This is a genomic window from Candidatus Symbiopectobacterium sp. NZEC151 (assembly GCF_025962655.1).
Taxonomy (GTDB): Bacteria; Pseudomonadota; Gammaproteobacteria; order Enterobacterales; family Enterobacteriaceae; genus Symbiopectobacterium.
The window spans coordinates 735917-756743 of the sequence record NZ_JAGFPE010000001.1; the positions used below are offsets into that span (position 1 = coordinate 735917).

At 47.6% G+C, this 20827-nt stretch carries 13 protein-coding genes and 3 pseudogenes; 9 read left to right on the forward strand and 7 right to left on the reverse strand.

Annotated features, from left to right (window positions below):
- Positions 1 to 79 precede the first annotated feature (79 nt).
- Complete coding sequence (locus J5067_RS03395; protein ID WP_264650837.1) at positions 80 to 1207, reverse strand: phage integrase Arm DNA-binding domain-containing protein; 1128 nt, start codon at positions 1205 to 1207, stop codon at positions 80 to 82.
- Here J5067_RS03395 and J5067_RS03400 point away from each other — a divergent pair.
- Entirely contained in the window at positions 1124 to 1972 is an 849-nt protein-coding gene (locus tag J5067_RS03400; RefSeq protein WP_264650431.1) for a hypothetical protein, read from the forward strand. The genes J5067_RS03395 and J5067_RS03400 overlap by 84 nt on opposite strands.
- An 87-nt stretch (positions 1973 to 2059) precedes the next feature.
- On the opposite strand, the gene J5067_RS03405 is transcribed toward J5067_RS03400, so the two are convergent.
- On the reverse strand, positions 2060 to 3118 hold the full coding sequence (locus J5067_RS03405; RefSeq protein ID WP_264627709.1) for a hypothetical protein: 1059 nt from the start codon (positions 3116 to 3118) through the stop codon (positions 2060 to 2062).
- Positions 3119 to 3596: 478 nt separating this feature from the next.
- Here J5067_RS03405 and J5067_RS03410 point away from each other — a divergent pair, with 478 nt between their 5' ends.
- From J5067_RS03410 to J5067_RS03440, 7 genes are all read left to right on the forward strand, one after another.
- The gene (locus tag J5067_RS03410) at positions 3597 to 3911 is read left to right on the forward strand and encodes a hypothetical protein (RefSeq protein ID WP_264650432.1); all 315 of its coding nucleotides are present in this window, start codon (positions 3597 to 3599) and stop codon (positions 3909 to 3911) included.
- A 73-nt stretch (positions 3912 to 3984) separates the two neighbouring features.
- On the forward strand, positions 3985 to 4446 hold the full coding sequence (locus J5067_RS03415; protein ID WP_264650433.1) for a hypothetical protein: 462 nt from the start codon (positions 3985 to 3987) through the stop codon (positions 4444 to 4446).
- Between the two features lie 612 nt (positions 4447 to 5058).
- Positions 5059 to 5736 (forward strand): VWA domain-containing protein, encoded by a 678-nt coding sequence (locus J5067_RS03420; protein WP_264650434.1) that lies wholly within the window; start codon positions 5059 to 5061, stop codon positions 5734 to 5736.
- A gap of 6 nt (positions 5737 to 5742) precedes the next feature.
- Positions 5743 to 6489 carry a PP2C family serine/threonine-protein phosphatase gene (locus J5067_RS03425; protein ID WP_264650435.1) on the forward strand — a complete coding sequence of 249 codons (747 nt, stop codon included), beginning with the start codon at positions 5743 to 5745 and terminating at the stop codon, positions 6487 to 6489.
- Between the two features lie 2 nt (positions 6490 to 6491).
- A complete protein-coding gene (locus J5067_RS03430) occupies positions 6492 to 8651 on the forward strand; it encodes a topoisomerase DNA-binding C4 zinc finger domain-containing protein (protein ID WP_264650436.1) in 2160 nt (719 codons plus the stop codon).
- Positions 8652 to 8966: 315 nt separating this feature from the next.
- Positions 8967 to 9497 (forward strand): Rha family transcriptional regulator, encoded by a 531-nt coding sequence (locus J5067_RS03435; protein ID WP_264628257.1) that lies wholly within the window; start codon positions 8967 to 8969, stop codon positions 9495 to 9497.
- 64 nt (positions 9498 to 9561) lie between these two features.
- Entirely contained in the window at positions 9562 to 17496 is a 7935-nt protein-coding gene (locus J5067_RS03440; RefSeq protein WP_264650437.1) for an LPD38 domain-containing protein, read from the forward strand.
- 132 nt (positions 17497 to 17628) lie between these two features.
- Here the strand turns inward: J5067_RS03440 and J5067_RS03445 are convergent, their stop codons facing one another.
- Complete coding sequence (locus tag J5067_RS03445) at positions 17629 to 17925, reverse strand: hypothetical protein (RefSeq protein WP_264650438.1); 297 nt, start codon at positions 17923 to 17925, stop codon at positions 17629 to 17631.
- Between the two features lie 708 nt (positions 17926 to 18633).
- Here J5067_RS03445 and J5067_RS03450 point away from each other — a divergent pair.
- Positions 18634 to 18813: pseudogene (locus J5067_RS03450) on the forward strand (NADP-dependent isocitrate dehydrogenase); the annotation flags it as partial.
- Here the strand turns inward: J5067_RS03450 and J5067_RS03455 are convergent.
- The 4 genes and pseudogenes from J5067_RS03455 to J5067_RS03470 all read right to left on the reverse strand — a co-directional run.
- A pseudogene (locus J5067_RS03455) lies at positions 18789 to 19049 on the reverse strand (hypothetical protein); the annotation flags it as partial. The pseudogenes J5067_RS03450 and J5067_RS03455 sit on opposite strands and share 25 nt — an antisense overlap.
- Before the next feature lie 131 nt (positions 19050 to 19180).
- On the reverse strand, positions 19181 to 19507 hold the full coding sequence (locus tag J5067_RS03460; RefSeq protein ID WP_264650439.1) for a hypothetical protein: 327 nt from the start codon (positions 19505 to 19507) through the stop codon (positions 19181 to 19183).
- A gap of 22 nt (positions 19508 to 19529) precedes the next feature.
- Positions 19530 to 19761: pseudogene (locus J5067_RS03465) on the reverse strand (hypothetical protein).
- Between the two features lie 43 nt (positions 19762 to 19804).
- Positions 19805 to 20764, reverse strand: a complete 960-nt coding sequence (locus tag J5067_RS03470) for a hypothetical protein (protein WP_264650440.1) — start codon at positions 20762 to 20764, stop codon at positions 19805 to 19807.
- Positions 20765 to 20827: the final 63 nt, after the last annotated feature.

The following is a 20827-nucleotide window of genomic DNA, read 5'->3' on the forward strand; positions in this document are numbered from 1 at the left end:
TCGCAAAAGTCATTCAGTAAAATCCCAGTAAAATTCCTCAGTAAAATAGATTAAAAATCGCCCGCGCAGTAATAGCCTTTCAACCAGACTTCACCTGAATTGTTAACCAATCTTTACCGCGATCGTCGTTATAGGCATCGGTCTGATGCTGCGATTTATGCCCTAACAAATGCCGGGTATCGACATCACCTTGTTCCCGATACAGCCGTTCTGCCAGTGAGCGCTGTTCATGAAAGGTGGGCGGGGTGCCATTCTCCCAACTCAACCCTGTTTTATCCCTGGCCTTGCTAAACCGCAAGGTGAGGGTGCGCGGCTTGACGCCATCGCCGCGTTTGGCCTGTGAGGTGGTGTGAAAAAAATGAACCAGGTAAGGGCTGACCACATAATCACGGCAGCGCTTAACGATATCTTCCAGACTCCAGTCGATGGCGTTACATCGCAGTGAAAGGGGAATAGCTAGGCGCGTTCCGGTTTTCTCCTGCTCGATATGCAGATGGTCGTCCCAGATATCCGCGAATTTCATGTTGGCGATATCGCCAAGGCGCTGCCCGGTGACCAGCGCCAATAGCATGGCATTGCCCATATAGCGATGCTTGGTTTCGGCAATCGAAAAGATGGCTTGCCACTCTTCCAGATCTAACCGCTGGCGCAGCACCTTCTTACGTGGCTGCTTGGTCGCCAACGCGGGATTGTAGCCGGGCGGTACTTCACCGGCATGCTGCGCCTCCTTGAACACATCGATCAGTACCGAACGCACTACCTGAGCCATCCGTGGCTGACCGTTCGCCTTATAATCATCAAGAATTTCTGCGATATCCTTGGCCCCCACCTCTGCCAGCAGCTTCATGCCGGCATGCTGGTTGAGCAGGGCGATAGGCTTATTGCGCTGCTTATAGGTGTTGGGCCGAATATCACCTGATTTCAGTCGCTCATCCTGAATGGCTTTGTATCTCTCCAGCCAGCCGCTAACAGTGATCCCCTGACCGGCGATAGCCAGCGAGCGTTCGCGGATCACGGACACCTGATTGGCCTGTTGCGCGCTAATGCGCAGGTTGGCTTCTATCGCAATGGAAGTGGCTTCGGTTTCATCTGTTCCCAGACCATGACGCTTGCCTGTTAACGGATGCTTATATTGCCAATAGATCCGCTTGGTGCGCGGATCGGCAAAACAAAAGAGATTGGGAACGTTGATATTGTGCTTAACGATCCTGCCGCAATCCGTGTGATGAATAGCGTGCTATCCGGGCATATTCAACGCGGGATTGGCGATAAGGATAAAGAAACAGGCAAAACTATTCAGGCGAAAGAGCTGGCCCATATTGGATTAACGGAAGATGGTAAAGGGGTTATTCCATCGCTGAAAGTAACCTATAGTGATGGTTCAACAGCCTTTAAACCCATGACGCGCTTTGGTTCAACAGATCCAAATGACACCATAACGCCAATTGCGCTACCCCGTCTTATGGAAGAGTTCCGAGGCTACAGCCAAGTGGTCGGGCAGTTAAATTATGGGGACCGAGCTAAATTTCTCAACGATATGGTTAATCCGACCTCGAAGCAGGAAAGCGCCGAGGCCAAGGAGCACCGAACTCAGAAAATTTCATCCAAAAAAGCGCGGGCGAATGCGATTGCCAAAGATCCGAACAACGCCGCAGCGATTAATGCACAGTTTGACCTACTGGATGAGCAAATTGATGGTGCATATGGGAAGGCGCACAAACCCGATAATGACGGTGTTAGCGCGCAACTGGATCAATGGGCGGTGGGCGATCCGGGTAAAGTGGCATTTGTGAAACAGGTGGCGGCGACTTATGCGCCGGGGAATAATGTGTCGAAAGCGCATCTGGATGCTAAATATGCCGAAGCGACTCGTGGGCAATCTAACGAGCAGAATAGCCAGGTTGCGCACTTACTGAGGGTGCGAGGTAAGACAGCACCTACGCATCCTCCGTATTACACTGGAAATAGATAGCATGGTAATTAATTGACATCCTCCCCCGCCCTGAAGGGCGGTGTTTTACGACGCTCCTGATAAAAAACATTATTAGAATAAGCTGTGTTATTCTTTTCTTTCGAAAGATATGTCATTATTTTCGAAAGATGCAAATAATGTTTCATTATTACAATTGGTAAAGTAATTGTGTAAATTTAATTTACTTGTGTCATAGTCAGAAACAAAAAATCTGATGCCAGTCATCCCTGCAATATTTATTATTTCGATGAATTTATCGAAAACTTCGGCAACATCACTTAACTCAATTTTCCTCTGTGCCAGATCAGGTTTTTCGTAGTGAAGATCCAGTAAACGTTTAACGCCATTATATATATATTTGCCTTTTTCAGATTGGCTATAGCTAAATTCAGGCTTTCCATGTTTGTTTATTGAACATTTTAGCGCACAGTCAAGACCAACTAATTTATCCCCTTTAGATAATTCTTGTGGTACTTGACAGAACATTTCTTTATGAACAATTGGCGCAAAAATAAAATAGATCGCATTTGCTTTTTTAACGTCTTCAACAGGCCTTCCTTTGAGAATCATACAATCAGAGTCATAGCTTTTTTTTTCTAAATCTGTAGGAGGATCAATAGATAAGATAACAACGCCCCCGCGGTTTTTATCATTTTCAGCCAACATGCCATGATTGTGGGATTTATTTAAATATGCTTGTTCCGTCGTAAATGCTCTGACATTGGCATTTACATGTTCTCTAAATTCTTTACGACACTGTTCATAACCATTGCTTTGATAGTCTACTTCTATAATTCTCCAGCTTATATCTTTATAACCTGCGTTTTTAAGTTGTTCATTTATGAACGATTCTGTTAGCAGGCCAGCTGAACCTAATGATATAAATGTTATTGGTTTATCGCGCAATGGCATTGATTCTATAATACGAGATGTAACTTTATTTATAAAATTAACCCTACCATTAAGTGATGCAACATTTTCATTTTCAAACCAAGAACGGCGCCCTTTGTAACGAAAGCTGCATAGTCCATCATGTTTTATTTGAGATTCTTTTATCACACGATCGGCTGTTAATAGACTTACCTGATAATCATCATGGGAAACATGCACTGAGGTATCTGGTTTTATGGATACCGATGGGATCATAGCTAATCACCTTCATGTTATTAGTAAATTTTATTAAATGTTTGATTCAGTTACCTTATAACAATCTGTCAGCTCAGTTCAATAATAATTTACCCTTATTAACATTCGAGGTTGTAAAAAATCATTTTCTTAAAATTAAACATTTATTAATAATTGAATATATGTTCAGAGTATATGTTTCTATATAGTAACATTATCATCATATTCCTTTCATTAAATGATATCGATTAGGCCGTGACACAGATTTAGAACCTATCCCAAAATATATTTTTGTATAATGCGTTACGATCAAAGCAGCTTGAAGTCGTTTCTTGACTGCTCTTCACCGTTTACGGCGGGGAGCGGTCAACATCTCTATTCGATGTTATTTTGAAGATGGCAACTGAGAAGAAAACCTCGCGGCAGCTATCCGCGCTGATCGGTATTGCAAGTGATTCGTTTGGAGAAATCCGTCTCGCTCTGGATGCGGAGGTGTCTGATGAACTTAGGGGCTGAGATGGCACTGAGTAGCCTGCATGGGCTACTTGATCTACTAACAAACATCGACAATGACGTAAATCCAGAAACAATACGCCGTACTGCGTTGCTGGGGTTGATGCTGGTTTCTGAACTCGAAGACGGGTTTCAAAATAACCAAAGCGGTAATGTACTTCCCCTAACTATGCTGAAGCGACTCGTGGGCAAGCCAAGCAGCAAAGCAGTCAGGTTGCGCAGCAACTGCGGGAACGTGTTAAGGCCGCACCTACGCATCCGCCGTATTACACAGGAGATAGATAGCATGGTAACTAAATAAGAATCATTATCAAATGCTATTGCCAATGATATGATGTGAACTCTTAAAATAAAGCAAAGGATGCTTTGGCAAAATGTCTATTAAACCACTACTTTTCATGTCCTTTTTTGCGTTAACCGCCTGTAGTACAACCAAAGTTGTAGATACGTTCACCGGCACTCCTGGTACAGCTGGGATGGCATATTGCGTACGCGACCAGTGGGTAAGTGATTCTCTTGTAAATCACTATCCCAGCGGTGCCATTCGTATCATGGAGGATCGCAGTGGCGTGGGAAGTTACTATGTTTATGACGATAAAGGGGAAGAGATGGTACGAGCCAAGGGTACCATTGGCTACTGGCCGGGGCAGAAACCATCAGATATTGAGGTTAACTTTTATATGCCCCAAGATAAATCTATGACAGTTCGGGCAACACGGCGGTTAGCACTCAGCAAACAATGTGCAGCTATCCCAACAAAAGAACGGGAAGATAAATACTTACCGTCGGTTATTTGCACAGATAAGACTGCATGTAGCTTCAGGCGTGGTATCTGAGATAAAGCAAACTTGTTAACTGTGTTGAGTCAATACCATCTGTATGCCGTACCAGCCTCTCAGCCCCGAAGTAAGCTGCGCGGAAGAGCAACACTGAGACTGCGTAGCGGTTGCGGGAGCGGGTGCTGGCGGCGCAGTGGGGGGGCAACGCGGGATAAAAGGCACTAGGCATTACTCAATTTAGCTGTGCTCTTTAGAAAGGCATGATTATAGCTGACAATCAGTTAAGAGCAGATGTTGTGCCGGGTTCATAAACTGACATCGACATTAGAAAGAGATCAAAAACGCAGAAATCTCAAAAAATTCGTGGTATTAAGAAGAGAATGCCTTATATCTGCGCGGTCCAGTATAGTAATGTCTGGACGTATACTCATTAAGTAAAACTGGGTCTAGCCCCGTGATACCGACGGAAATCATACGATCCAGTCTAAGTGAGATGGCAACCAATATCGTCTTTAAAATGTGATATGACAGTTTTTTTACTGCATCAGCAACGCAACATGTGGCAATCGAGTTTTAGCTATTTTGACTAACTACATTAATAATCAATTGTGTCTGACTTCGCTGATAAGAACACTAGTGATTGATACGAACACTCATCAAGGAAAAGAAATGGATAATTTTGAACAACAACCTTTTAGTGATGTGGAGTTTGCAGAGAATCCTGAACAAAGGTGCCCAGTAATTCTTCTTCTTGATACATCATATTCAATGAGTGGAGCTCCTATTGCACAACTGAACGATGGGCTTATGACACTTCGTTCAGAACTTTTGAATGACCCAATGGCAGCAAAACGAGTTGAGTTAGCTGTTGTTACGTTTGGCCCCGTTGAAGTGAAATCTGATTTCGCCACTGTTGACAACTTCTATCCTGAGATGCTTGAAGCAAATAATGCGACCCCGATGGGGGACGCCATTGTGACTGGAATAAGCATGTTGCAGCAACGTAAACAGAGATATCGTGAAAATGGTGTGAAATATTACCGGCCTTGGATTTTTTTGATTACCGATGGAGCTCCTACCGATAACTGGGATGAGGCCAGACGCCGTGTCCATGAAGGTGAGGAGCGCAAAGAGTTTATGTTTTACGCTGTTGGTGTTGAACAAGCTGACATGAATGTGCTTAAACAAATCGCAACTCGTCAGCCTCTCAAACTTAAAGGGTTGGCGTTCAAAGAGTTATTCCAGTGGCTGTCCAGTTCACTAAGTGCAGTTTCACAGTCTAACCCAGGCGATGCAGTTCCCCTCGAAAATCCGACAGCACCGGATGGATGGGCCATTGTGGAGTAATGATAAGTGGCTTGGAAATGGGCGTCAGCATCAGTAATAGGTACTTCACACATTCGATCTGGTAGTAAATTGCAAGATGCCTGTGCTGTGTCGCGTATTGGGCATTCGACTCTTTTTGCAGTGGTCTCAGATGGTGCGGGAAGTGCGGAATTTGGTGCATATGGAGCGTGGCTTACATGTCGTTTCTTAACCGTTCGCTTCAGAGAATGGTTACATACTAATTCTGATTTACCCACTACCGAAGAGTTAATTGATTGGATTGACGATTTACGCGACCTTATTTTTACTTTGGCTAATCGCAGAAATAGCATGCCTAGGCAATTTGCGGCTACTCTGGCAGCTGCTCTTATATCACCTGATGAGATATTGACGTTACACATTGGTGATAGTGCTATTGTTGGTAGAAAAGGAAATGAATGGGAGGCAATTTGTTGGCCAGAAAATGGAGAATATGCGTCCAGTACCTATTTTATAACAGACAGTCCAGAACCCCGCCTCAATTTACGACGTCAGAAAAATATGTATGATGCTTATGCCTTATTTTCTGATGGTGTGGGCGATCTTGCATTATCACAACATGAAAAAACGGCCCATCCTCGATTTTTTGAACCTATGATGCGCCCTGTAGATAATGCAACGGGTGAAGGTCGATTTATTCAGTTGTCAAATCAACTAGCTACATATCTTGGTAGCCCATCGGTTTGCGAACGTACCGATGATGATAAAACTTTGATCCTTATTTCAGGAAAGTAAGCATGCAGGAAATTGTTATAGGAAATGAGCGAGTTTCTGTTGCTAAGTTGGTTGGAAAAGGCGGTGAAGGTGAAGTTTATAAAATAAATGACCGCCCTGGAGTAGTGGTAAAAATATATAATGTCAACAGACGTTCCGAGCGTGAAAATAAAATTCGCGCTATGGTTGATATAGCGCTTTATAGTAAAACCGATCTGATAGCGTACCCCAGAGACATAGTAACCGATAAAACGGGTAAGTTTCTGGGCTTCGTCATGCGGTTTGTATCAGGTTACCATCCGCTACACGAGCTATATAGTCCTAAATCCCGCTTGCACCATTTCCCTAAAGCTGATTATCGATTTCTTGTTCGAGCAGCGCTAAATGTAGCTCGAGCGGTAGGTAAAGTGCATCAAGATGGTGGAGTAATAGGAGATTTGAACCATTCAGGTGTATTGGTGGCTCAGGATGCAACCGTTGCTCTGATTGATGCAGATAGTTTTCAGTTCTATTTAAAGGGTATTATTTATCCTTGTGTCGTCGGCGTTCCTGATTTTACCCCTCCCGAACTTCACGGTAAAAATCTCAGTTCAGTGGAAAGAACGATTGAACATGATAATTTTGGCCTCGCTGTCGCAATCTTTCATCTTTTATTCATGGGGCGTCATCCATACGCTGGACGCTATAAGGGACCAGACATATCTATGAGCGAAGCCATCGCTCAAAATCGTTTTGCATTTTCTCTCTTTAGGCAAAACGAAACACAGACCACATCACCTCCAGGCGCTTTAACACTTGATCTCTTTCCTGATGTCGTAGCCCAAGCATTTGAAAAAGCGTTTGGTTTGACACCCAGTGCTCGTCCGGATGCCAAAGTATGGATTCAAATTCTGACAACGCTTGAATCTTCATTAAATCACTGTAGTAAAACTAAGACACATTTTTATCCTAGTAAAGCTAAAGGTTGCGTTTGGTGCAGATTAGCTAGCAATAATGCGTTTGATATGTTTCCTGATCTGTCTGCGATATTCCCCACTTTATCAACCGATACACATGGAACAGAAAAAGCTATCCAAGAAATACAGATGTTCCGTTTTCCTACTGCAGATGATTTATTACCTTCACCATCATCTATAAATAGACCAAGCGATGCACTTATAGCAGTCAAAAATAGTAAATATCGTAACTCCTTATTAGGTTTTTTCATGATGGGAGCGGCTGTTTATGGTTTTATATATGAACCTGCAATATTCTATGTATGGATAGGTCTCGCTATATGGGGTTATTCTCTTTTTTCTGAGCGTAAAGTTGAACAGTCAAGATTTTTAAAGGCTTTTCAAGAAGCTGATGAATTGGTGCAACATGAACTGGATGTTTTTTTACAGCGCAATGGATTGACGGAAATTATTAAGGTTCGGGGGGGGCTTGATATCGCAATTACTATATATAGGGAGCAAGATGTCGCTTTAACTCATGATCTTGCCCTATTAAAGTCCAATCGAGAGGCTCGTCAATTAAGAGCCTATCTGGACAGTTTCTCTATTCGTCAAGCTAATATATCAGGTATCGGGCCCGCAAAAACTGCGACGTTAATATCATTCGGAATTGAAACCGCTGAAGACGTGAATCGCACGGATGTGCTGCGTGTGCCAGGGTTTGGTAAGGTGATGACTGGTAAGCTTTTAGACTGGCGGCGCGAGAAAGAAGCGAAATTTAGGTATGACCAAAAGCCAAATTCTCAAGACGCTGCCGACGAAAAAATTCTAAAAGGGCGGTATGCAGCTGATAAAGCGAAACTAGAAAATACCATTCGTAATGGTTTAGCTGTTATTAAAAATGCTAAAAGACGTTTGAACACTTTGCCTGACATAGCACGAGCTGACATGGCCCTGTGTGAGGCAATCACTATTCGTGCACAGGCTGAACATGACTTAAAAACACTAGGATTGCCTGTGCCAATATCTGTTGTATCATTACCCATTAAATCATCACCACAACCAATAATCCCTCCCTCGAAGCTATCTAATATCGTAACTTCTAAGATAACTCCGGGCCATACTCGGTCAGCATCTACTGTACCGCATTGTCCAAAATGTGGTTCTTTAATGCAACGTCGTTCGGGAAAGTACGGCCAGTTTTGGGGTTGCCAGCATTATCCACGCTGTAAGGGAACTCGTAATTAGCAGATTAAATACTTTCTTAGGTAACTTCTGACATTGCCAGCATTCAGATATTCCCATGGTTTCATGACTTGAAGATGGGTTTCAAAACAGCAATGTACTTTCCCTAATCGCCAATACGCGCTAAATTCCAGAAAGATACCGAGTTACGCCCTAAAAAGCTGACTCGGTTTTTTTTATGCGCACCGCTCGCGCATTCCCCCACGTCGAACCCAACCCTTTGGAATGAACCTTTGAGGAAGTCAGTTAGTGCTGGCGAGCCTCGACGGGCTGATTTCCTGTGCGGCAAAGGTTCATTTCAAAGAGAAGGTAAACGTTATGAGCAATCATGCAGTAATCCCCGCCTACGACTTCCGAGAAATGGTTATGTCTGCCAGTGGGAAAGTGCTGACAAACAGTATTAAAGTGGCGCGTTTCTTCGGCAAAGATCATAAAAACGTACTGCGAAAAATCCGGAAAACTATCAGTGAGTGCCCTGATGATTTCGCCCAGCTCAATTTTGAGCCTACTGATTTCATTGATAAAAATGGTGATGTTCAGCCGATGTTCAACATGACGAAAGACGGTTACATATTAGTGGTCATGGGGTTCACTGGCAGGGCAGCTATGCAAATCAAAATCACCTATATTGAGGCTTTCAACTGGATGACGGATCAGCTTCAGCGCCGCCAACTGATAGGCGAAAAAGCTATGCATCGGCTGGCGGTTAAAGAGACTCGTTCTAAGTTAAAAGGAACGATCGGCAGTCGCCTTATGAACGAGCGCAGAAAAGAAATCTCAGTTTTGCGTGAAGAGGAAAAACAGGTCATGGCACTGAATTGCCCGCCACTATTTCCCTCATTGTCATAATCAAGAGCATCTCATAATCCTACCGCTTCGGCGGTTTTTTTGTGCCTAAATTCTGGAGCCCGTCATGGCCTACGATCCGCAACAACAGCGCCCCGAGCAGCAAATCACCAACGGTAATCGACAAGGCTTGAACATCCAGCAGCCCGGCGAAGTACCCGATTTCGATCGCCAATTCTTCGCCCCAGAGAACTGGAACAAAGCGCCAGTAGAAGCCAAGGTCACGCTGGGCGATATCGGCAAGTCTGCCGTTGCCGCGCCGCTGGATATGGTTGCTGCTGGCGGTCAGATGTTTAAAGCGGGTAACCAAATCCTCGATGATAAAGCGGCAGCGCAAGCTGGGGAGAATCCCAATCCTTTCGGCATTGATGATCAGACGATGCAAGTCATGCGCGACAACGCCGGAAACCCACTGTCCCGAGTAGGGAGTGCGGTTATTGAAGGTGTTGGCAATCTTGCTGGGCAAGCATCAAAGGCCATCAAAGATACCTATAGCGAGGGCGCAAAGCAGGCGGCATCACAGGATTTTGTAAAAGTCGATCATGACAAAGAGGGGAATTTCACAGGCATCAGTGCTGGCGATGGTCTGTTTGATAAAGATACCTGGCTGATTAATGCGGTGCCTACCGTGGCTCAGTTAATTGCAGGTGGGGCGATGTCAAAAGTGGGTGCAGCCGCCGCGCGTGAAATGGCTGAACAGGCCACGTTCAATCGACTGAGCAAGTCCATGCCAGAAGCGGCAGCCCGTCAACTGGCGAAAGAAACCGCCGATCGCGCCGCCGCGGTTGCGGGCAAAACTGCCTTTGTCGGCACCATGACTACCACGGCGCAAGGCCAGGGCGGTATTGATATGCGCGATGAGATTAACGCGCTGTCATTCAACGAACTGATGAACAGCACGTTATTCCAGAAAGCCTTTGCCGCTATTGATACCGATCCGAACAATGCCAACCTGGACGATACGCAGAAACTAACCATGGCACGCAGCCAGGTAGCGGAGCAAGCTGCCGCATCGGTAACGTCTGATCCGCGTCTGCTGGCAATCAACATTGCTGCATCCTCTTTGGGTGACCATACACTGTTATCGCTACTGACGAAAAAAGGGGCTGCAAGTGGTTTAACATCCGGCATTGTGACGGGGGCCTCCGCAGAAGGGGCGACGGAATTTGCGCAAGGCGCAGGGCAACGCTATGCCCAGAATGAACAACTGATCGATACTGCTGGGCAGAAAATTGATCCGATGAAGGATGTGCTGGAGGTCGGCGCCAATAATGCCGTGGTCGGCGCAGGCATGGGCAGTGCGTTCGGTGCCGTTGGCGGGATGCGTGGGCGACGGGCCGAAGCGCAACGTGAGCCTACAGCGGATTCTGCTGTGCAGACTGATTCTGTACCGGGTAGTGAACCGTTTGCGGAGAACGCTGAACCAACCGCTGCGCCGAGTGCTCCAGTTGCACCCAGTCCGCAGGCAACAGAAAACGCAGCCGGTATCCCTGTCAGCCAACTCGACGATTTCCGCGATACACCCGCCTATCTGCGACAGGATCCGCGCATTCAGGGTTTTGCCGACGATAGCGAGGTGCAACAAGCGTTAGCCAATTCGCAACCTGCACTCACCGCCGATGAACTGATTCGTCAGCAGATCGACAATGGAGAGCAAGGCTATTCACCGCAAGAGCTGGAGACGCTGGCACAGGCTGAGCAGATTATCGCTGCTCGTCGACCACGGCTGCCAGCACCTGGACAAACTTCTGTGATTGCCATGCCGGGTGATCTGCATGCGCCACTGAACGACGAAACACAATCTGGGGTTGGGCCACAGTTTGATGCCGGGCAGCAGGTGCGCGGGCAGCAATTCATTCCTGCCGAACGGTCGCAGCAGCCTATGAATGAAGTGGGCCGCGCCAACCAGACCTATGATGCTGAAGCGGTGCCAACCCATGCCATTGAAGATAAGAATATTTTTTTCGCGAGCTCGCCGACGATTGATGAAGGCCAAGCGGGGCAGCCCCCTCAGTTCTCTGGCGGTGAGATGCGCACACAGCACCAATCGAGAGAGAGCCATAATACGGGGGCTGAGATTCACGCTTTTGCCGGACTGACCGATCAGCGCCATCGGGTTGCTGGCGTTCCGGTTGATGCAACTACTGAGGCCTATGCGCGCGGTGAACCTGTGGGGGCGTTGAAGTTTTACCAACGCGATCGCCCATTTAGTAATGAGCGTGTCGCTAAGCATTCCAAATGGGGCAAGATGCCAGGGGCCAAAGTCGAAAAAGTTGAAGGTGGCTATGGGGTACGTTTGCCAGCCACTGAAACTCCGCAAAGCAAAATCACGGATTTCGGTGAAGAGTTACGTGGTGCCGCTAAACACCGCTGGGGGCAATTCTCTCAGGCCATGGACACGGCTTTTAACCGTTATGAAGTGAGTGCGCAGCCACTATCCAAAGTATTTCCTCACCCTGAATACAGCAAAATGGCTGAAGCAGGGATCGGCAGCGATGTGCTGGCGTCGCTGGCGGTATTACGGGCGCACATCCCCAATAAGCCAACTAACGCCTACCAGGCTGCAAATTGGGCCGATAACGTGCTGAACATGAAATCGCTGGCGAATGGCATTATCAACGGCGATATGAAAATGGATGATTTCAAAAACCACATGCGCGCAAGAGCGAATTTGTCGCGCGTGGCCGACACCATTGATTTGGTATCGCAGTTCGCGCCGGATCAAATGAAAGAGGCGGCTAAATATCGGATAGGTTCCGGGCATTACACGGTCTATGACGGGAAGCCGTACCCAAACGGTAAAACAATCTATGAGTTGAGAACGATAGGCAACAAGCCCATTCGGGATACGTATGCTGAGAGTGTGGAGGCACTGCTGCCCAAGGCAAAAGCCTACATTGAACAGCAGATCGGTGCTGCTCATGAGAATGGTAGCGGTAAACAGTCGAAGATTGAGGTTTTCCGCCGCCGGGCCGATGGGCAGATTTTTCTGGGTTATAAGGGCAGTACGCAGGTATTACCGCTTAAGGCTGGCTTTAAAGACAGTGCTGAAGCGCGCGACTACCTGAAAAATAACCGTGCGGAACTGGAAGAAAAGCTGGAGAAGCTGCGCAAAATTTCCCGGGAAGAACAACGCGGCACAGAAAACCAAAAACGTAGCGGGCCAGCGCGCCGGCAGAGTGATGTAACCCCAGATAAGTTTGGTGACACCTTCGGTTTTCGTGGCGTCCAATTTGGCAATTATGTCGAAGATGCACGGCGCCAGGCAGATTTGAATGATGCCTTCGATGCGTTAACCGATATGGCCGATGTGCTTGGCGTACCAGAAAAAGCGTTATCACTGAATGGTGAACTTGGGCTGGCGTTTGGTGCACGCGGGCGCGGAGGTGCCAGAAGTTTCAGCGCGCATTATGAACCGGGACAAGTGGTGATCAACCTCACCAAAGGCAGTGGAGCGGGTTCACTGGCGCATGAATGGTTCCATGCCCTGGATAACTATTTTGGTCAGGCCGATCAGCATGGTTACGACAACAAGGGAACCGGTGACAATTTCATAACCCGCTCTCAGCGGCGTGATCGGGTGTTTCAGAATGGGAAAATGGTGCCCACTACACACCCGGTTCGCCAGGAGGTTTACCGTGCATTCAAGGATACCCTGCAAGCTATAAACAACAGTGGCATGGTTGAACGTGCTCATACACTGGATAGCACCCGCAGTAAACCTTACTGGTCTACGGTAGTAGAACTTTCTGCTCGTGCCTTCGAGCGCTATGTGCAGGATAAAACGCAATCGAAGGGCATCAGCAATGATTATCTGGTTAACGTTCGTAAATCGAATGAGCATGCTGATCCGCAAACCTATGCTTACCCTACGGAAGCAGAGCTGTCCGGTGGTATTCGAACCGCATTTGATAATCTGTTCCGAACGCTTAAAACGAAACCGACAGAGAAGGGCATCGCCTTCTACTCCCGCGCCAGCGCCCCCAAAAATGGGGGCGTTGTCGTTTCTGGGGCTGATATCGGTGATGGCAACATTATTCACGATGGCAGTTTCAGCAAAGATGGCAGTAAACCGGCCACGGGCATGCTGCGTAACCGCGTACAGTTGGCAGCTGATGGTTTTGTCTCAAACCTGAACGGCGCTGCAAAAATCAAAGTGAAAGCGGTGCAAACGCAAGCTGAAGCGGCGGCGATGATGCCCAACGGCATTCCGGCGGAGTTTGGCATAGTGCATGCTATCTATCAGCCCGAACTGAGTCGGGTGATTGTCATCGCAGACAATATTGCCAATCCACGCGAACTGCGCGCCAAATTGCGGCATGAAGTGATCGCACACCATGGTCTGGCATCAGTGATCGGCGATGTGGAATATGACCGTATCATGCGCGTCCTGCATGCAACCCGTAATAGCCAGAATAAAACCATTCAGGAGGTGTGGCGGCAGGTTGAGCGCTCTTATGGTAATGAATCGCTGGAGGAGCAAGCCAATGAGTTTCTTGCCCATATGGCAGAACGCTCGGAGTCTGGCGGGCTTGGTGCGGCTTGGGATCGGTTCGTCTCCATGCTGACGGCTGCGCTGCGTCGTGTGGGTATTATCAGCCCACACACTGATGTTACGCCAGCAGAGATCCGCAGCATTCTGCACACTATCACCGGCCGCTTTAAAAAAACGGCAATGTACGCCAACGAACAGCCAGGTACTCGAGAGTTTGAGGATACTTTTTCGCGTTCTGATGCGTTGTATTCCAAAGCGGAAGATACCGATCTACTCAGGCCTCTACCGGACGAGGCGGAACGTTATCGCGCAGAACTGAATAAAGCCATGCGGTCGCTACGGTCTGGGGACATGACTATCCCTATGGGTAGAACACCGCCTGTGTTGCGGGCGCTGGGTGCGCCCAATTTAAATATGGTGATCTCTCGTGACACGGTGCGTAAAGCGACTAATGGCGTGAAGCACGACGTGCCAATGGACGTGATTGAACGATTGCCGGAACTGATGCATGACCCTCTGGCAGTTTACCGTTCGTCCACTCAAGCTGATGCCGTGGTGGCGCTACTGGAGGCGCAGGATACTAACGGTAATCCGGTAGTTTCCGCAGTCCATATGAATGCCAAGAAACAAAACTTAGTGATCAATAGAATCGCGTCGGTTTATGGCACCGTTGGGGGGATGACAAAAGTTCAAGGGATGGAAGATGCGGGGTTGGCACTTTATCGACGGACAAAAGAAAACCCCAATCAGCCTCATTCAGCCGGACTCCAATTGTCCGGGGAGAGCACTAACCAGGGTTCAGATCCTGCCAGTCGCCGATACTCACAGAGGCTTCAATTGCCCAAGGAGGGCGACCCCGCAGAATCAGGTCAAAATATACTCTCATCCGCCGATATCCGCAAGAACAAGGCCCTCTACTCACGCGCTGGTAACCCGACAATGGATGCCGAAACCAGCCGCAAAATGGGCTTTAACGTCGAAAAAGGTTGGTTCGAGAAGCCGCGTGATTTCTGGCAAATGGCGACCGACAAGGACAAGACGGCACTTAAGCAGTGGTGGCATGACACCTCGCGTAAACTCAATACTCGCACCTTTGATGGACTGGCACCGCTGAAATATGCCGAAGACGCGGCAGGGGATTTTGATGCTACGGCGTCGGGCTATACCGCCGCGCGTATGGCGGCCGGTGCTGGGGCGGTTTCCGGCGTGGTATGGGAACATGGTCTGGTGCGTTATAACAAAAAAGAGGGTGTCACCGAGCGTATTTCAGGCACCGGCAAGGCTGATTCGCTGATGGGGATTTTTGATGCGCTGGGTAACCAACGTGAAAACTTCCTCAAGTGGATCGCTGGTCACCGCTCCGAACGGCTACTGGCAGAAGGGCGCGAAAACAACTTCACGGCAGACGAAATTGCCTACATGAAAACCCTGAATCGGGGCAACGAAACGCTGTTCACCGAGCAGAAACGCAAGTATGACGCGTTTATCAAATCGATTCTGGACCTGCAACAGGACATGGGCCTGATTGATCCTGAAAGTCGGGCTACGTGGGAAGATGCCTGGTATTTGCCTTATTTCCGTGAAGCTGAGAATGGTGAAACGCATGGCCCCTGGACCACGCGCGGCGTCGCCAACCAGAGCAGTACGGTACGTAAGCTGAAAGGCAGCGAACTGACCATCAAAGACCCGATCGAAAACCTGTTCAACTATGTGGCGAAATCCGTTGATGCTTCAATGAAAAACGAGGCGATGCGCCGCTCCGTGGTGAATCTGGCGGATACCGGCGCGCTGGAGGTTATCGAAAACCCGAACAAGATGGATTACGGGCGTATCGGTAAGAATGTGGTGAAAGTCTACATCGACGGTCAGGAACAGCTGGTGCAGGTCAATGACCCCGATCTGTTCCGCGCCTTCACCATGATCGACATGGAACGTAGCAACTCGCTGTTTATGCGGGCGGCGCGCCAGGCAAAACGCGTGCTGACCATCGGCACCACGGCGATGCCTGATTTTATCCTGCGCAACTTTATGCGCGATTCTCTCCACTCCTGGGCTATCAACAAAGACGGTTTCCGTGCAGGGATCTCGTCATGGCAAGGCTTGAAAAAGGCGCTGGCCGTGGATGATACGCTGGTGGACATGATGGCGGCTGGTGCCACGTTCGGCGGCGGTTACCTCAACGTCTACGATCCGGCAGGGGCGGCGGCGAATATCCGCAAAGTGCTGCGCCGCAAAGGGTACAGCGATAGCCAGATGCGCGAATTTGAATCGACGCTGGTACGCAGCAGCAAGGATGTGTTGGAGAAATTAGAAACTGGCTGGGAGAAATACCGGCAGGTCAGTGAAGGGGCTGAGAATGCCAACCGCGTGGCAACTTATGATGCGGCGCTGAAATCCGGCAAGAGCAAGGCTCAGGCAGCGTTTGAAGCGCGCGACCTGATGGATTTCAGCATGATGGGCTCGAGCAAATTGATTATCGGCCTTACCGATGTGGTGCCGTTCCTCAATGCGCGGTTGCAGGGGGTGAGTAAGCTGGGCAGGGCGATAAAAGAGGATCCGCGTGAGGTGCTGAAGCGCGGCGGTTATATCGCTGGGGTGTCATTAGCACTACTGGCGCTCAATTGGGATGATAAGCGCTATGAAGAATTGCCGGATTGGGACAAAGACGCCTACTGGCATTTCTGGGCCGGTGATCAGCATATCCGTTTCCCGAAACCGTTCGAGATTGGCCTGATGTTCGGCACGTTACCGGAGCGTTTCGTGCGTATGCTCGGTGGCGAGGATACGCCGGGTAAATTTGGCAAGATGGTGGCACGTAACTTCTTTGAAACCATGGCGTTCAATCCAATCCCACAGGTAGTGAAGCCGATTGCCGAAGCCTATGTGAATTATGACTTCTTCCGTGATGGCCCGATCGAAAACATGGCGGACAGCAACCTGATTGCTGAAGCGCGCTACAACGATCAGACCAGTTTGTTAATGCGCGGAATTGGGCAAGCAACCGGGCTGTCGCCGAAGATGCTCGATCATATCGTTCAGGGTTACACCGGTACGTTGGGCGCTTACGTGCTGGGTGCCGGTAACATTGTGGCGCGACAATTCACCGATGCAGGGGAAACGCCCACGTTACGACTGGATGAACTGCCGGTGATTAAATCCTTTCTGCGCGGCGCTGATCCGGCCAAGTCCACCCAGTTCGCGGACGATTTCTATCGCATGGTGAGCCAGGCCAACCAGATTAGCCGCACGATTAATGCTTACCGAGAGCAGGGGCGTAGTGCCGATGCGCGTGCGCTACAAGAAGACAACCGCGGGTTACTGTCCAAACGCCAGGCGCTGACACGAACCCAGAAGGCGATCCGCCAGTTAAATGACCGTATCGAGATGGTGCGTATTGACCGCACGCTGAATGCGCAGGAAAAACGCGAGCGTATCGATCGCATGATGGGGCAGCGCAATAAGCTGTATCAGCAGGCTGTGGAGCGCGTGCATCCGTACTTCGATTAATCCCTAACTTAAAAAGCGAAAGCCCCAGCGTGCTGCAAACACCCGGGGCTTTCTACACCTTTGAAAAAACAAAGGAAACCTGTGTTCAATTTTAGCAAGCTAATACGTTAGTTGCGAATCATGGGAGAAAAATCACGGTATTCGCCTATTGCCACTACCGTTCCATGTTGGGCCAACCGTATCAGGTATACGAGTGTTATTTCCACTGCCGTTCCAGGTTGGACCAATCATAACCGGGATTGGGGTGCTTACTGGTAAATGTTGTTTTGCTTGAAGTAAAACTTCAGTACCTACAGTTACACCTACGCCAACTGGAGTTGGTAGTTTCATAAGTGTACTCCCAATCCCAACAATTAATGAGGTTGGATCATAAGAATCGTTACCAGCTCCACTAATTGATTTAACTTCTTTAACGGTTAACTCCCTCATTTTCATCACTCCTTTTTTGAACGTTTACACCATAAAAAAGCAAGGTATATAGCTGAAGAAATGAATGCGTATGAAAATACATGTAAAAAATTTATGCAGCGTATGTCCCATTGTTTTTGAATTAAAAAATCAACTAAAAATAAAACGAAAAAAATAAAAAACAACAGCACAACTGAAGATAACATAAATTTAAATTTTGGAGTAATGTAATTTATAAACGGAACCAAAATGCATATAAATAAAATTTTTTCCATTACCCACTCCTTTTATATGTATGCATATATTAAATATCGTGGCTTTCCACGTTTGAACAACAGGATTATAATGCCATTACATATAATTTTTCATAATCATCCATTCGATTAACGTTGTTTATTATTTTATTCGAGTAGATTTATAGTGCATTGTTCGCCTTCATAACAACGAAAGACGTGATCACCAACGCGGCAATCCCAAACGGTACGGCAAAAAACGGATGCACTGTCATCATAACCGCAGCGAGAATCAGGCAAATAATGAAAGCAGTGGATGACATGTTATCGGTTCGTGAGAAGTGTTAAAGAGTAAAAAATCATCAATGTGAAGAAAGATCTGTTTAGGAAAATACAAAGTAGGACACTGTTTTATAAGGATAAATTTTTTTGAGAAATTTGCCTTAAATAATGCGCTATTTTGTATTTTTCATTAGATAAATCATGTTGTTATTAAGTCACTTTCCGGCTATTGCTGCGTCACATGCACTGGTTCGAAGCCACTGACCTGATTGTTAAGGGTATGGAAGGCGCAATCAAGAACAAGACCGTGACCTACGATTTCGAACGTCAGCTGGAAGGCGCTAAGCTACGGAAATGTAGCGAGTTTGCTCAGGATATCATCGACAATATGTAATCCGCTGTTAAGCGTGAGTTAACAATAGGGGCCAATTTCGGCCCCTTATTTTTACCTGAAAACTTCTCCCCAAGGCTGTATAAAAAAATAGGCTGTTTTATTGCCAGTAACCCCCTGTCTTTACCCCTGTCATCGTTGTATTGATCAGTCATTTTGCTTGTGCGATAACCCAGTAATATTTGAGTATCTATCCCCAGCTCACGATGAATCCTTTCTGAAAGAGAGCGCTGCTCATGGATGTCGCCGCTGCCGGAGTGTTGGTGGCTATTGGTACCGCTCGCTATTTTGGCAACATGGCTATCGGTGCGCGTGCAGATGCCAGAACGTGAGGAGCCCAAACCAAAGTGATGCGCAGTAATATTTCAAACTAAACGAAAAGCCCACGTCGCTCGGCTATGAGATCGAGCGCATCCTCAAGTGTGGGGAGCAGGTCCGGGTGAATGGTCCATGCCTCGCTGCCTATAACGAGCAGCGACACATAGAAACCTGAATCTTCAATCACTGCGTAAGAGCCTTCTGGGCACTGTGTCAGTTTGTCATTGTCGGCGAGCACGCAGATTCTTGTTCCATTAAATTCTGTAATTTTCATAGGAAGCGTCATATCCATTATGATCGTCTGTCCGGAGATTTTATCTGATAAAATAAAGAGAATCCCGTTAGGTTTTTCCCCCTCGAGGGGCTTGGGAAGTCGCATGCCTAATCAGTGTTTTATTGTTCTACGATAACGTCCTGATACGCAACCAGATACAAACCGGCCCATCCTCAGTATTGTGGATAGAACAAACCAACCAACTTTCACCCTCTGGCGGAGTTGGGTTCCAGCCTGATACATCAAGGTCGCTAGTTTCAAAATAACTGTAGGAATAGATTCACGCCCGGCGCAAAACTCTTCATATTTTGGATGTGTCCAGTAGCCCATTCATCCCGTTCAACGGGTAGTGCTGTGATTTTATCCGCAAAAGACCCTACAGGATGATCTCGCGACCGTTACCTATTTCTTAGCTAACCAGGGAGAGGTCGTGCTCCAAAAAATGATATCTGCACCGAGATAATCTTTTGCGAATTGTACAAACTCATCCTTGCTAAATGGCTCACCCGTATTTGGGTTCCTGTAGGTCAAGGTCGGCTCCTGTACTGCCATGGCAATGAGTGCCAGTTTACCTTTGTATTTATTGAAGAACGGATATGAGTTCTTCATTTGCGCCTTGCGGTTGGGAACAATATCCGGGCCACCAAGCCCAATATTATTGGTACTGGCAAACTCGAACAATCTGCCCATGTAGTTGTGGTCGTTGTTCCATTCGCACGGCCAGAAATTGACATATTGTACTACGTGTGATTTGGCGAACACTTTTCGCGCAAAGGTAAGATTTTCCATTTCTCCTGCGAAATAGTTCTCGCAGGAGAATCCCTTGGGTAGTTTTTTCTTGTCGAGATCAATGGCTGTTTCGGGTAAGTTCACTCCATAGACTTGGCCATCGAAACGTTCTGCAATCGCTGCCAACAAAGCCTGATAACGTTGACGTACAGCAGGTTCCCATTGCCGTGCTACCCAACCCGACCCAATTGGTTTCCCTTCGCCAGGATTATCAAATTGTGGCGATATTCCACCACCATACCTGGCATCATTCATCAGATAATCAGGAACGTAACGGGCATCTTGTTCGAAAAACCGGTCCTGAATTTGGATGAAGAGTTTTTTATTGGCTACCTTAAGGCGAGTCAGATCCTTCTCTATCTGCGAGAAGTCGTATTTGTTCTTCTCAGGTTCAAGTGAACGCCAATTGTAAACGATCTGCGCACCGCCAATGTCATTACTCCCCATAATGGCAGAGGCTGCTTCGAGGTCACCAGAGCTGGTATAGATAAAGTTTTCTGGCGTTTTAGCTAATACTGGCAGCGTCACAGCAAGTAAGGTTACTGCAACAGTAAGCCGAATGCTTATGGTCATGAGATTGTTCCTTTTTGAAGATTCAGTGAGTTCAGTTGCCAGCACTGGTGAGTTGTCAAGGTG